A 13,560-nucleotide genomic window follows, 5' to 3' on the forward strand; every position below is an offset into this window, starting at 1 on the left:
GCTCTCTGGTTATGAAAGATAGTAAGCCGAAAAAAAAGAGTGGTTACGGTAAATCAATCGTTATCTCCGTGATACTTCATGCGTTGCTGCTCATAGCACTGGTGTGGGGGGCAGACTTTACTATGTCCAAGCCAGAGCCATCAGGCAAAATGGTTCAGGCTGTGGTAATTGATCCTAGCCTTGTTCGCCAGCAAGCGCAGCAAATACGCAGCCAGCGAGAAGCAGCGGCCAAAAAAGAGCAAGAACGTTTAGACAAGCTACGCCGTGAGAGTGAGCAATTGGAAAAAAATCGCAAAGCGGAAGAAGAACGCATCCGTAAGCTGAAAGAGCAACAAGCGCTTGAAGCAAAAGCAGCCCGTGAAGCTGAGAAAGCGAGACAAGAAAAGGAAAAAGAGCGTAAAGCGGCTGAGCTTCGAGTTCGTCAAGAAAAGGAACGGGCAGCCAAGTTAGAAGCTGAGCGTAAAGCCAAAGAAGCGGCCGTTGCCAAAGCGGAGAAAGAGCGTATTGCCCGTGAGAAAGCGGCTCAGAAAGCTGAAAAAGAGCGTATCGCGAAAGAAAAGGCGGCCAAAGAAGCGGCAGAAAAAGCACGCAAAGAAAAACAACGGCTTGAGCGACTTGAACGAGAGCGTAAGGAGCAAGAAGCGGCACTGAATAATATCTTTTCAGGTTTAGAAACTGAAGTTGAACAGAATAGTGCCGCTCAATCCCAGTTTCTTGCCGATGAACGTTCTCGGTTTATCGAAAAATATAGAATTGCCATTGAACAAAACCTATTAAAAGAAGATGCGTTTTTTGGTAAAGAGTGTGTGTTGAATATACAGCTCATACCTACAGGTGACTACAAAGCTATTGTTTCTTCTGCCAAAGTCGTCGCAGGTGATACTAGCCTTTGCCGAGCCGCCAAAGCCGCGATTGTTCAGGCAAAAGAATTTGACTTTCCGAAAGAAGCACAGTTACAACGAGAGTTTAGAGATTTCAATTTTAGATTCAAACTATAGGGAATTATAGTGAAAATTAATATTAATCGCATGATGGTTAAGTTGTTGAGCTTGTTGGTTTTACTACAGCCAATGTTAGCGAGTGCTAAGCTGGAAATCGTGATTACAGACGGTATCGATTCGGCTAGACCAATCGCTATTGTGCCATTTAAATGGCAAGGGCCCACCGCCTTACCCCACGATGTATCAGCAGTGATTGCTTCAGACTTGCAGCGCAGTGGTAAGTTTAGCCCTGTGCCAACCGGTAAGATGCCTCAAACGCCATATAGTGATAGTGAGGTTCATTTTGAAAAGTGGACAGGTTTGGGGGTTGACTCCCTACTCACTGGTACCATTTCACAAAATGCACAAGGCGACTACGTCATTCAATACCAGTTAATTGACGTCGTTCGCGGACAATTAACACAAGGTCAAGGCAAAGCTTTGAGCCCCGATGGTCAGTTAGTTATGTCAAAGGAGCATGTCTTGTTTAGCAAGCGTGCGACTGTGCCCGGTGAAAGGCTGCGTGAATACGCTCACCGGATCTCAGATTTAGTTTATAAAGAATTGACCGGTGAGCGTGGTGCATTTTTGACCCGTATTGCATACGTGGTTGTGAATGAAAAAGATACCTATGCCTATCAGCTAAGAGTGGCCGACTACGATGGTTACAACGAGAAGCTAGTACTGCGTTCTAAGCAACCTCTTATGTCGCCCGCTTGGTCTCCCGATGGTAAAAAACTTGCTTATGTGAGCTTTCAAAATGGCCAGGCTGAAATCTTTATTATGAACATCTACACGGGTAAGCGTGAGAAAATCACCTCTTATCCTCGTCATAATGGGGCACCTAGATTCTCACCTGATGGCAATAAGTTAGCACTTGTATTGTCTAAAACGGGCAGTTTGCATGTGTATACGCTGGACTTAAACACTCGTAAGCTGACGCAAATTACACGTGGTCGCTCAAACAATACCGAACCTTTTTGGCACCCTGATGGTAAATCATTGATCTTTACATCAGATCAGGGTGGTAAACCACAAATATATAAAGTAGATTTGGCAAACGGCTCAACTAAGCGTCTGACTTGGCAAGGTAGTCAGAATCTTGGTGGGCAGATTACACCGGATGGTCGCTTTTTGGTCATGGTAAATCGTACCAATTCTGGTTTCCATTTAGCGAAACAAGATTTGGAAACAGGATCAGTGCAGATTCTAACCAAAACTTTGCTAGATGAATCACCGAGTATCGCACCAAACGGTGGTATGGTAATTTACAGTTCTATCTTTAATCAGACCAATGTACTCTCTATGGTCTCGATAGATGGACGCTTTAAAGCTCGATTACCCGCAACAAATGGTCGTGTGCGTGCTCCGGCATGGTCACCATATTTGTAGCCAGTAATATGTATCAAAACTAAGGAAAATATAACAATGCAACTAAACAAAGTTCTTAAGGGGCTATTAATTGCGCTACCAGTTCTAGCGGTTACCGCATGTAGTTCAAGCGATGACGCAGCAAACGCTACTGGCTCTGAAACGAACCAATCAACTTCTGGCTCAGCAAACGGTGTTGACACCACAGTTGTTTCACCAATTGGAGAAAATGGTCAGCTTTCTGAAGAAGAACTGAAAGAGCAGGCTCTTCGTGAGTCACAAACTATCTACTTTGCGTTTGATAACGCCACTATTGCTAGTGACTACGAAGAAATGCTAGCGGCCCACGCTTCTTACTTAAGTAAAAATCCTTCACTTAAAGTGACAGTGGAAGGTCATGCTGATGAGCGCGGTACACCAGAATACAATATCGCTTTGGGTGAGCGCCGTGCAAATGCAGTGGCGAAGTATCTACAAGCATTGGGTGTTCAAGCGGACCAAATCTCAATTGTTAGCTACGGTGAAGAGAAGCCTCTTCTAATGGGTCAATCTGAAGATATTTATGCAAAAAACCGTCGTGCGGTTTTAGTATACTAATCAGGGATAACTCTTATGTTCAGTAACCTTAAGCGCGTCATTACGCTTACGTTACTGGCAAGTACAGCGAACTCAGTGTTCGCTGTACCAGCCCCAGTATCAGATGTGAGTGGCACTACTGCTTCGGTATCCTCTTATGCCGGTGCGGCAAATGAAACGGATGTCCAGCGTCTTGAACGATTGCTTGAAAATCGCAATCGTATGCAGTTGCAAATGCAGCAGCAACTAGATGATATGGCCTTGGAGATTAACGATCTTCGTGGACAGCTGGAAAAAAACAGCTATGACATGCAGCAAATGCTTGAGCGCCAGCGCGAGCTTTTTATCGAGCTTGATAAAGTTCGTAGTCAGGCGAGTTCTGCCCCCCTTGCAGAAACAACAAAAAACAATGTTGCTCCCGAGGGTAAGTTCAGCACCAATGCAAATGAGCAAACGGCTTACCAAGATGCGGTTGACCTCATTTTAAAGAAACGTGACTATGCGGGTGCTATCTCAGCATTTCAGCAGTTCCAAAAAGATTACCCTGATTCGACATTTACACCGAACACTCATTACTGGCTAGGACAGCTTTACTTTGCGAAGAAGCAGGACAAGCAAGCGGCTGAAAGTTTTGCAGCTGTCGTCGCTTATCCCAAGTCCAACAAACGAGCAGATGCTTTAGTCAAGCTCGGAGATATAGCCAAGCGCAACAACAATGCGGCGCAAGCAACAAAGTACTATCAACAGGTTATCGATGAGTACCCGAGCAGTGCTTCCGCGAAACTTGCCCAAGAGCGAATTAAATAGAAAAAAGGAGCGTGTGTCGCTCCTTTTTCAATAGGGTATCACTAAACATCGAGCAACTAATTATGCGCTAAACTGGCATCTCTAACTGAGTTGGGGTTACAATATACGGATTATTAAACGTTGCCTAGAGCAAGAGCAATGAGCCACATTTTGAATACTATTGACACTGCCTATCCATTTCCGCCCAAGCCGATCCCTTTGTCCGATGAACAAAAGCAGACACACATAAAAAATATTAAGTTGTTGCTGAAAGAAAAAGACGCGGTACTGATCGCTCACTATTATACCGATCCAGAAATACAGGCCCTCGCAGAAGAAACTGGTGGTTTCGTTGGCGATTCATTAGAGATGGCGAAGTTTGGTAATCGCCACCCAGCCAGCACCTTAGTGATTGGTGGGGTACGTTTTATGGGAGAGTCAGCAAAAATCTTGACGCCAGAAAAACGCATTCTTATGCCCACACTTGAAGCGGAATGCTCTCTTGATTTAGGCTGTCCTGCGGACAAATTCTCAGAATTTTGTGATGCACACCCGGATCATACCGTGGTTGTCTATGCCAATACATCCGCTGCAGTTAAAGCGCGAGCCGATTGGGTGGTGACTTCCAGTATCGCTCTGGATATTGTCGAACATATTGACTCTGAAGGAAAACCGATCATTTGGGGCCCCGATAGACACCTAGGTTCCTATATTGCCAATAAGACAGGAGCAGATATGCTGCTTTGGAATGGTGAGTGTGTCGTTCACGATGAATTTTCAGCAGATGCCTTGCGCAAAATGAAAGGCCTATACCCTGACGCTGCGGTTTTAGTTCACCCTGAGTCGCCCGCAAGTGTGGTTGATCTAGCGGATGCAGTTGGTTCAACAAGCCAGCTAATAAAAGCGGCGAAAGAGTTACCTAACCAACAAATGATTGTCGCAACAGACAAAGGCATCTTTTTCAAGATGCAGCAATTGGTGCCTGAGAAGGAACTGATTGAAGCACCAACAGCCGGGGCAGGCGCGACGTGTCGTAGTTGTGCTCATTGCCCTTGGATGGCGATGAATGGCCTTCAAGCTATAGAAAAAGCGTTAAGCCAAGGAGGTGAAGACCATGAAATTTTCGTTGACGAGGAATTGCGCGTTAAATCGTTGATCCCTCTAAATCGTATGCTTGATTTTGCTGAACAACTGAACATTAGGGTAAAAGGTAACGCATAATTGTTTCAGCCAAAGCTCACATAGAAATAAGCCAGCGTTCAAGTCGCTGGCTTTGTTAATGTTGGTTTTTAAGCTAGGTGAAAAGCCAATAACCCGTGGGATTATCTGGACACTGATAGGGTCCGCATTCGGCAAAAGTCGACAAAATATTAAGCGCAACGACAGCCAGCGCTAGCAGACAAACCCAACGACCAATGCTGTTCATCTCAAAAGCCTTTGAACTCCATTCTTCTCGCCACAGTATTAATAGTATTGCAACGGCCAACATGGTCACAACAAACAAGACAAACGCCCACGTATAGTAATGCATACCAAATATGGGACTACCATAGCCAGGTGTTCCTGGTATTACGTGTAAGGAAATCTGGCGCAATGAGGTTGCGGCGCCAAACAGTGTACCTACCAATACTATGCCGTAGTGGCGTTGTTCGGGGCCATATTTGACATTGAGTAGGAAGCCGAACATTACCATGATAAATCCAACCCGTTGAAGTAGACACAGTGGGCAGGGCAGTTCATTGAGCGCGAATTGGAGAATGAATCCAATCAGGAGTACTAAAGTCATACCCAACAAGCCAAGGGTATTCAGTAAACTAATATGATTACGGTTCATGGCGTCTCCTCACAGCAAGATGGATAGTGCATCATTGGCATGATGATGAAACCAGTATACGCTGAGTATGACTGATACAGAAAACAACCCAAAGCTCATCGATTTCTTTCCTGTAAATGCACACAGCATAGCGATAAAGAGCATGAGTAAGATTAAAGACATCATTGGAAACCCCCTTTATGATTTTGTCATCTACGATAAGAATTACTGTTCGATTTGTGGTTAACTTAGGGTTTGAAAGTTGCTATTTATAGGGCTATACGCATAGCCTCAGAGGTTAGTAAACAGAATAAGATTACGAAATGCAATGGCTCCTTAGATAAAAATACTGCTGTACTGCGTGGCTGTGATTAAACAACCCCAGAACAAGGTCATCTATGTTTCTAAAACAAAAGGCGCACGTCCACCGTTCGTGCGCCTTCACCTCAAATAACTTTATTACCCAATGAGCATAGATTTATTTTTTTCTTCCAACAGAGCCCACCAATTTACGATACTTGGCTCGTGGTGTAATTCCTCATAATCAATAGTTACACCAAGCCGATTGAGTTCTGAAGCAATCTTTTTCATTCGGCCAGAATCGAACCCACAATTTAACAGATTTTTTTCTGGGTCTAATCTGTTAGAGTCTTCCATTAGTGCTTGGACTTTTTCGTAAAGCCATTGATAACTCACCACTGGCTTCGGCTCTAGAACGGTTTGTGTATTGATGACATACCCCGTGTAGTTAGCCACATAACTCAATGCACTAATGTGATCTTGATATGATAAATCCGCTACAGCGTCACTGACCATAAACGCCTGAATATTTTTCTTCAGGGCATCGGTAGCGGTGATTCTGCAACCTAAGTTAGCATACAAGCCGGTGATCAGCAGTTGGTCTCGACCGAGTTCTTGTAGGTGCTGGGCAAGTTCATCGGATTGCATTGCGCTGTAATGAGACTTACTAATCACGATATCGCCCTCTTCTGGAGCAATAAAGGGAGTGATCATCTTTGAGCAAGGGGTGATTTCTTCGAACCCCCAAAAATCCTCGATTAAAGCATGTGTATGGCTTATGGTATTAAATGTTATTTGAGTATAGATAACAGGTATACCTTTTCGTTTTGCCCATTGTTTTATTTTGGCAATATTTCCTAGCAGGGTAGGGAGTAAAAATGAATCTGGTTCGTATATATCAACAAAATAGTGCTGCATATCATGGATCAGTAGCACGGTTCTGTTTGAGTCGAGCTGCCAGTCTGTTTTGTTCAAAAACGAGACTTTACTCGGCATAGGATAACTGACGTTTGTTGGTAGTGGCATGGCCTTATTCCTCAAATTTCTTTGGCCTTCGACAAGGCGAATTGATAGATTGGTTAATGCAACAAGTTTCATTTTAGTGCAGTTTGCCAATTTTGCGCTTCAAACTACCCAAATCAATGCGGGTTTCTGTCACGCCTTGTGTACATTAAAACTGCCACTTAGAGTATGGTTAAAGAAATCATGGTTAGACACCAAGAGTAATGTCCATATTATCTATTTAATAAATATAAACTTTATTGAAAAATGTGACTGTTCATATAACAATGGCTTCGATAGCAAAATCGTCAATAATGAGCATGGAAATGTTCACGTCAGCAATAGGACGGATAATTGAAGCTAAGTGTGATTTCATGTGGGTTTCTAGATTCACATTCATCCTGCTTATCTGAAGTGTCTATCAATATAAAAAGGAACCAGCAAGGTTCCGCTAGGTGATAAAAAGAAGGTGTAGTATGTTCGATTCTTCCAATCTTCCCGATGAAAACTCAAAGAGGTTTGTCGCGGTACTCAATAAAAAAATAGAAATGGGTAGATTATTCAATGCGCTAGGTCACATGTCGGTGGGGCTCGTCGATCAAGTCGGTGATGTTGCAAAGCTATGTTTTTTACAATATCAAGATAAGGATGAAGGCATACACCCATCGATTTCACATTATCCTTTCATTGTCCTAAAAGCGGACAACTCGAATAAAATTCGAAAAGTTCGCAATGAGCTCCTAGAGCGAAACATTCCATTTACCGATTTTACAGACACCATGATTGTAGGTTCGTCAGAGCAACAAGTTATGGCGACATCTGAGAAAGCAGAGCAAGATTTAGAGTATTTTGGTATTTGTATGTTTGGCGATACAGCAGAGCTAAAAGAAATAACGGGTAAGTTCAGCCTTTTTAAGTAAACGGTAACAAGGGCAAGGCAAATATGACCTGATAAAAGCCGCCCTTTTTCCTCGTTTATTAATAATCCCTCAACATCGCATTTCCATAGTGATTAGGTCCCAAACTTGACCATCCCAAGAGCGTTTTCCTTTTTCAAGGGAAGTCTCGACAAAACCTAACGACTCATAACAACGTTTTGCTGTTTTATTTGTGTTGAACACAACCAGTGATAACATTTCAGCTTGGTATTTTTCTTTTGCTAAAGCAATAAGCTGCTTTAACATCAGTTTTGCGATGCCTTGCCCTCGAAAGTGCTCAGGTACAAAAACCCGGCATATGCGAAAGTGCGTACCTGAGACTTTAAATAATTCCACGAATCCAGCCTCTGTACCCTCTACGACAAAGATAAATGGAAAAACATTGGTTTGGCTACAGTGCTCATGTATTTGAATTCTATCTAAAGGGAAGTTGAAATTTGGACCACCCCATTGATAATTGAGTTTTTCACAGTCAATCCACTGGATAAGCAGGTTGTAATCTTTAGTATTAAATGCTCTTAGGTCCATGGGTGTGTTTCTTAATGGCTGTTTTATTTATTTTGTCTCTTGTCTAAGCTACTGCATATGTCGCCTTAACAGGTAACTACATGCTAATAACCTGATATAAATCACATTTATAGGTTTGTGACTGTTGTTTATCTTTGATAAATCCTAGTTTGTTTTATATTCGTCCACCTTACTGAATATATGGTGCACTTATGGGCATATGGTTAGTCGTCAAAAAATGGTTTGAGTCGCATGTCTTTCATATTAGTAATAAAAATATTCTTATTTTAAGCGTTCTGTATGTCGGACTTTCATGGTGGCTACTTTGGCTTGCTGGCGAAGTTGATCTGACACAAAACGGCTCACAGTTTATTTATTACTTGATGGTGACCGCCTCAACGGTGGGTTATGGCGACTTATCACCTTCATCGGATTCAGGCAAATGGGCTGTGGCATTATTTGTAATTCCGGGTGGTTTAAGTTTATTTGCTGCGGTGTTGGGCCGAGCGGCATCAGGAGCGATAGAGTATTGGCGGGCAGGCATACTAGGTAAGCGGAGAATTAGGATGGATAATCACATATTACTTTTGGGTTGGAATGGCCAGCGCACAATGCATCTCATTCGTATGTTGCAGCATGAAGAAGAAGGTAAACGCCCGATTGTGTTGTGCTGCCGTTCTGAGATTGAAAATCCATTACCCGGTCAAATTGGCTTTGTCAAAGTGACCAGTTATACCGATTCACAAGAAATGAAACTCACCAATGTGGATCAGGCAAGCTGCATCATTGTTGATAACCTTGAAGATGATATTACTTTATCAGCCTCGCTTTATTGTGCAAACGTCAATCCAAATGCTCATCTTCTGGCCTATTTTAAAGACGAAGCTTTAGGGCATCTTCTAAGCCAACATTGTCCTAAAGCGGAATGCATTCCAGCGGTAGGCGCTGAAATGCTTGCGAAAGCGGCAGTTGATCCAGGCTCTAGTGCACTTCATCAAGAACTCTTGGCTTCCACTCGTGGAATGACCCAATATTCAACGGTTTACCCCCAAGATTCTAGTGAAACTAATGTGGAAACTCTTTTTTCGTTTTTTAAGAAAGACTATCAGTCGACATTGATCGCAATTGATACTGGCTCTGGTATCAAACTCAATCCCGAATTGAGTGCAAGAGTCTGTGCTGGAAGCCGTTTGTTTTACATTGCTGATGAGCGAATTGAAACTTTTAACTGGAAACAGGTAAAGGAAAGATAGAACACTCCCATCTATGGCAGTATTGCCCTAATCGATACTGCTCAATTCCCCTCCAAATATTACTTATCCTCGTTTTTCCAATATTGATCTTTGTCACTCGATGACCTTGCGGTGATGAAATGTTCAGATAGAAAAATAAACTCTTTATAGAACAATCATTTTTAGAGTATTCACTTTAACTAAGGTGTTTACCTGATACTGTTTGATATCTGTTCGATCCAGAATGTTGCCGAAAAAATGACTTTTTATTTTTTAAATAGCTTTTTAATAGGAAATTCGATGCAAAAAAGTTCAATTGTTTTGGCCATGGGTTTATGTACACCGTTTGTTTCTGTTGCTAGTGAGATAACGGTAACTGAAGATGCTCCGACCTCAAGAATTATAGGGGGGGTAGCGACCAATAAAAATGACTGGCCGTTTATGGCGGCTATGGTAGCCAAGTTCACTTCTGATACACAGCAAGGACAATTTTGTGGTGCAAGTTTTATTGGGGGGCGGTATGTGCTAACCGCAGCTCACTGCGTTAAAGGTATAGAACCGAGCGAATTTGATGTGGCAGTGGGTGTCCATGACTTAAGTCATATATCTAGTGAAGGACAACGCATTGCTGTTCGTTCCTACTATATGCATCAAGACTACAATAACCGTACGATGAAAAACGATATCGCTATTGTTGAATTAGAACATCCAATTGCATCACCGCAAGTTCAAGTAGCTGCAGAAGCAGATGTGAATAACTTAAATTCAGGTGATACTCTGACTGTAACAGGGTGGGGAAGGCAAGATGCTTATAATCCCTCGTCGTTTTCCAATACGCTTTTCAAAGTTGATGTGCCGTTTGTTGACAAAGGGACATGTCAAAATTTAGGGCTCGATTACTTTTTGATTGGTGATGATGCGATTTGTGCTGGCGATTTGGTGGGAGGTAAAGACTCGTGCCAAGGAGATAGCGGTGGCCCACTAATGATTAAAAATGGTAATGACTATAAGCAAGTCGGTGTTGTGAGTTGGGGCCTAGGCTGCGGGAATCCTAACGCTCCTGGAGTTTATGCTAATGTTGGCCACTTCGAAGGCAATGGCTGGATTGAAAAAAATACGGCCAATGTGAGCTACACGCAAAATACGATACTGAGAACTAGAAGTGGTCAGCATGACGTACATTTACCGATTACAAACTTCAGTGCAGAGGCCTTTAATGTGACAGACGTTATCCTACCTGCTGGGGTTAGCCTTATATCGAATAATTGTAATACAACGTTGAATACCAATGATGTTTGTTCTATTGATGTCAGAGTCGATGCATCTGTAGCGCTTGCCAGCTCGGATCGTACAACATTGAAAGTGGATACCAACCACAGTGTTGCAGGTGATTTATTGATGAATGTAGTCTATGCAGACGCAAAACCTCAGCCAAGCTCAGGAGGCGGTAAAGGTGGCACGTTTTCGTTAGCAATGATGTTGTTAGGGCTATTTGGCCTAGCTTTGAGAGCAAAAGAAAGGCATGTATAAATCTTGGCTTGGCTCGTTTTTGGTAGTATGTTCTTTGACAGGCTTTGGGTGTTACTCAAAGTCTGAAAGACAAATTGATGAAGTGAGCGTAGTGTCTCTTGCGAGTTACTCTATCAATGCTGACTCAATCGAATTTGATGCACTTTCTAACGGATGCAGTCACAATCAAGATTTTGCGATAGAAGTTGTTAATGAGACAAAACATAGTGCTCAAATTTCTATCATTAGACTGAAAGTAGATGGTTGTAGAAAAATGCCTGCCTACCAAGGGTTCAAGTTGCCCTTATATAACTCACTGATAGGGAAAGAGATTCATATCAATAATCCCAAAGGAAAAGTTATCAGCGAGTGAAATAAGTCGGCGCTCAATGAGCGCCGTTTTTATATGCTTTTGTATCAATACTTTTGGCTGGGTGAATCTAAACCTAATGCTTTTCACAGCAAAGCAATGATTTGAGTAATTTGTGATGCGTGCTGCATTAATTTGCAATTCATATATTTATTCTTGCATTATTTGTTTGTTTTATTAATCTTCAGCATTTTATTTGATATGAATGTAATGGAAGAATAATAATATGCAAAAAACACTATTGGCGGCAGTGGTAGGCTTAATCGCATCGTGCACTGCAGCTGCTCAGGGTTTAGAGACAACAGAAAAAATGGCCAGTGCGAGAATTGTAGGAGGAGCCGATGCAGACCAAAATGATTGGCCGTTTATTACCTATGTTATATCAGGAAGCAAAGCTTGTGGTGGTAGCCTTATTGGTGACAAGTATGTTTTAACCGCGGCTCACTGTGTTAAGGACAAAAGTGTTAGTGCGTTGAGTGTATATATAGGACCAGAGGACAGAGACAAAAGAGATATATACAAATATGAGTCTGTTCGTTCGTACTATATACACAGTGGCTACAACGCTACAACGTTTGCTAATGATATTGCGATTATTGAACTAGAAAACACAGTTACGACACCTCAAATAACACTGGCTACAGAAACAGAGGTGAATACGTTAACTACAACCAGTAAATTGACAGTAGCAGGTTGGGGGCTAACTCAAGAGGATGGAAGTTCTTCCAATACTCTAAAAGAAGTGTCTATACCTTATGTTGACAAAGGAACCTGCCAAAATATTGGAGGGAATTACTCCAATGTCGGCCCTTATTCAATTTGTGCTGGTGAAGAAAACAAAGATTCTTGCCAAGGGGATAGCGGTGGCCCTCTTGTTATGGGGACTGCAGGCTCATATAAGCAAGTTGGTGTTGTTAGCTGGGGATACGGTTGCGCGCAAAAAAATAAGTATGGAGTTTATTCTAACGTCGGTTACTTCAATACCAATGGCTGGATTGAGAGAAACACATCTGGCGTCAGCCATTCACCAGACATTCTACTGAAAGCCAAAAGCGGAAACTACTTCTCTACAATAGAAGTTAGAAACTATACTGACCCTGGTTCTGTCGATCCTACTTTTAGTGTGGAATCAGTTGATCTTCCACAAGGCGTGACTCTGGTAAGTAACAATTGTTCAGCGAAGTTGGAATATGGAGATGCTTGTACTATCGATATCAGCATTGACGCATCGACGGTCTATGCAAACTCAGATAAGGCAACTTTAAAAGTTATGACCGATCACCAAGTTTCGAGTGAATTACCCATTTCTATCGTCTACTCCTATGAGGAAAGAGACACGGCGTCAAATAACGGTGGAAAATCAGGTGGCTCGACTTCCTTTGCAATGATGCTTTTAGCAATCTTTGGCTTTGGCTTACGGGCCAAAAGGCAGAGATAGCACAAATACTTTTTATCGATTATTGAAGATAAGTAAAAAGCCGGCGTCTTAGCGCCGGCTTTTTACTTTATATATCTTGATCGACCAGTAAGGCGCCGCGAGCAGTGAGCCCACACAGCATAGGTGGAATGGCATTGAAGATTTCTTCAAATTGCTCTAAGCCTTCAACCCCTTGCTCAGCCAGTGTTGCCAAGCAAGTTTCTGGGTCATAAAGCATACTAATCGACAACAAAACACCACCAAGTAACGCGTTGTCTTCGCTGTTTTCAGGCATGATAGCTTCCCAGTCATCTTTAGTTAGCTGCCAGCCTTGAAGTAAGCCTTCGCAGAAGTCACGAGCGGCTTGATTAACAATATCAGCATCATCAAGTTTACACTCTGGCGGCCATACCCATTGATCTTCTAGGAGATCTGGGCGATATTCGTTCCACATTGCGATAATAAGTTCAATGTAGCTTTCCAGCTGTTCACCATCTCCAAAAGGAGCAACTTCTTCCCCGCCCCATAAAAAAGGAATCCATTCTTGGGGGGGAAGCGTATTTGGTGCTGCGGCCATTGCAGTGACAAAACCTTGAGTTTTAGGTTCGTTGATTAGCCGATCTTTTAGCTCTGGTTGGGTGAGTATTTCGTGTAATGTCAAATCAGTACCAAGCGGTCGTGTCAATTTGGGACAATACTAACAGCCCAAACGAGACATAAAAAGGCTACAGCCCGCGTATATTCGCTATAATTTAATCC

The 13,560-nt window shown here is 42.6% G+C and carries 15 protein-coding genes; 10 read left to right on the forward strand and 5 right to left on the reverse strand.

What is annotated here, in order from left to right:
* Positions 1–11 precede the first annotated feature (11 nt).
* The 5 genes from tolA to nadA all read left to right on the forward strand — a co-directional run bounded on the left by tolA (position 12) and on the right by nadA (position 4,934).
* Entirely contained in the window at positions 12–998 is a 987-nt protein-coding gene (gene tolA, locus QQK21_RS07690; RefSeq protein WP_284191612.1) for a cell envelope integrity protein TolA, read from the forward strand.
* Between the two features lie 30 nt (positions 999–1,028).
* Complete coding sequence (gene tolB, locus QQK21_RS07695) at positions 1,029–2,372, forward strand: Tol-Pal system beta propeller repeat protein TolB (RefSeq protein WP_431313103.1); 1,344 nt, start codon at positions 1,029–1,031, stop codon at positions 2,370–2,372.
* Positions 2,373–2,408: 36 nt separating this feature from the next.
* On the forward strand, positions 2,409–2,948 hold the full coding sequence (pal, locus tag QQK21_RS07700) for a peptidoglycan-associated lipoprotein Pal (protein ID WP_284191613.1): 540 nt from the start codon (positions 2,409–2,411) through the stop codon (positions 2,946–2,948).
* A gap of 15 nt (positions 2,949–2,963) precedes the next feature.
* Positions 2,964–3,734 carry a tol-pal system protein YbgF gene (gene ybgF / locus QQK21_RS07705; RefSeq protein ID WP_284191614.1) on the forward strand — a complete coding sequence of 257 codons (771 nt, stop codon included), beginning with the start codon at positions 2,964–2,966 and terminating at the stop codon, positions 3,732–3,734.
* A gap of 138 nt (positions 3,735–3,872) precedes the next feature.
* Positions 3,873–4,934 carry a quinolinate synthase NadA gene (nadA, locus tag QQK21_RS07710; RefSeq protein ID WP_284191615.1) on the forward strand — a complete coding sequence of 354 codons (1,062 nt, stop codon included), beginning with the start codon at positions 3,873–3,875 and terminating at the stop codon, positions 4,932–4,934.
* A 73-nt stretch (positions 4,935–5,007) separates the two neighbouring features.
* Here the strand turns inward: nadA and QQK21_RS07715 are convergent, their stop codons facing one another.
* The 3 genes from QQK21_RS07715 to QQK21_RS07725 form a co-directional block, all read right to left on the reverse strand.
* The gene (locus tag QQK21_RS07715) at positions 5,008–5,547 is read right to left on the reverse strand and encodes a disulfide bond formation protein B (RefSeq protein ID WP_284191616.1); all 540 of its coding nucleotides are present in this window, start codon (positions 5,545–5,547) and stop codon (positions 5,008–5,010) included.
* Between the two features lie 9 nt (positions 5,548–5,556).
* Positions 5,557–5,712, reverse strand: coding sequence for a DUF5993 family protein (locus tag QQK21_RS07720; RefSeq protein ID WP_284191617.1), 156 nt, complete (start codon positions 5,710–5,712; stop codon positions 5,557–5,559).
* Between the two features lie 273 nt (positions 5,713–5,985).
* Positions 5,986–6,852 carry an isochorismatase family protein gene (locus tag QQK21_RS07725; protein WP_284191618.1) on the reverse strand — a complete coding sequence of 289 codons (867 nt, stop codon included), beginning with the start codon at positions 6,850–6,852 and terminating at the stop codon, positions 5,986–5,988.
* Positions 6,853–7,304: 452 nt separating this feature from the next.
* Between QQK21_RS07725 and QQK21_RS07730 the strand changes: the two genes are divergently transcribed.
* Positions 7,305–7,748: a DUF2000 domain-containing protein gene (locus QQK21_RS07730; RefSeq protein WP_284191619.1), complete on the forward strand. Its 444-nt coding sequence runs from the start codon at positions 7,305–7,307 to the stop codon at positions 7,746–7,748.
* Positions 7,749–7,817: 69 nt separating this feature from the next.
* Here the strand turns inward: QQK21_RS07730 and QQK21_RS07735 are convergent, their stop codons facing one another.
* Entirely contained in the window at positions 7,818–8,294 is a 477-nt protein-coding gene (locus QQK21_RS07735) for a GNAT family N-acetyltransferase (RefSeq protein ID WP_284191620.1), read from the reverse strand.
* A gap of 191 nt (positions 8,295–8,485) precedes the next feature.
* On the opposite strand from QQK21_RS07735, the gene QQK21_RS07740 reads away from it, so the two are divergent.
* The 4 genes from QQK21_RS07740 to QQK21_RS07755 all read left to right on the forward strand — a co-directional run bounded on the left by QQK21_RS07740 (position 8,486) and on the right by QQK21_RS07755 (position 12,822).
* Positions 8,486–9,526: a potassium channel family protein gene (locus QQK21_RS07740; protein ID WP_284191621.1), complete on the forward strand. Its 1,041-nt coding sequence runs from the start codon at positions 8,486–8,488 to the stop codon at positions 9,524–9,526.
* A gap of 279 nt (positions 9,527–9,805) precedes the next feature.
* Entirely contained in the window at positions 9,806–11,035 is a 1,230-nt protein-coding gene (locus QQK21_RS07745; RefSeq protein WP_284191622.1) for a S1 family peptidase, read from the forward strand.
* The gene (locus QQK21_RS07750; RefSeq protein WP_284191623.1) at positions 11,028–11,387 is read left to right on the forward strand and encodes a hypothetical protein; all 360 of its coding nucleotides are present in this window, start codon (positions 11,028–11,030) and stop codon (positions 11,385–11,387) included. Before QQK21_RS07745 ends, QQK21_RS07750 begins: the two co-directional genes overlap by 8 nt.
* A 223-nt stretch (positions 11,388–11,610) precedes the next feature.
* Complete coding sequence (locus QQK21_RS07755) at positions 11,611–12,822, forward strand: serine protease (RefSeq protein WP_284191624.1); 1,212 nt, start codon at positions 11,611–11,613, stop codon at positions 12,820–12,822.
* A gap of 67 nt (positions 12,823–12,889) precedes the next feature.
* On the opposite strand, the gene QQK21_RS07760 is transcribed toward QQK21_RS07755, so the two are convergent.
* Positions 12,890–13,462, reverse strand: a complete 573-nt coding sequence (locus QQK21_RS07760) for a UPF0149 family protein (protein WP_284191625.1) — start codon at positions 13,460–13,462, stop codon at positions 12,890–12,892.
* Positions 13,463–13,560: the final 98 nt, after the last annotated feature.

The organism is Vibrio zhanjiangensis (genome assembly GCF_030161235.1).
Classification (GTDB): domain Bacteria; phylum Pseudomonadota; class Gammaproteobacteria; order Enterobacterales; family Vibrionaceae; genus Vibrio; species Vibrio zhanjiangensis.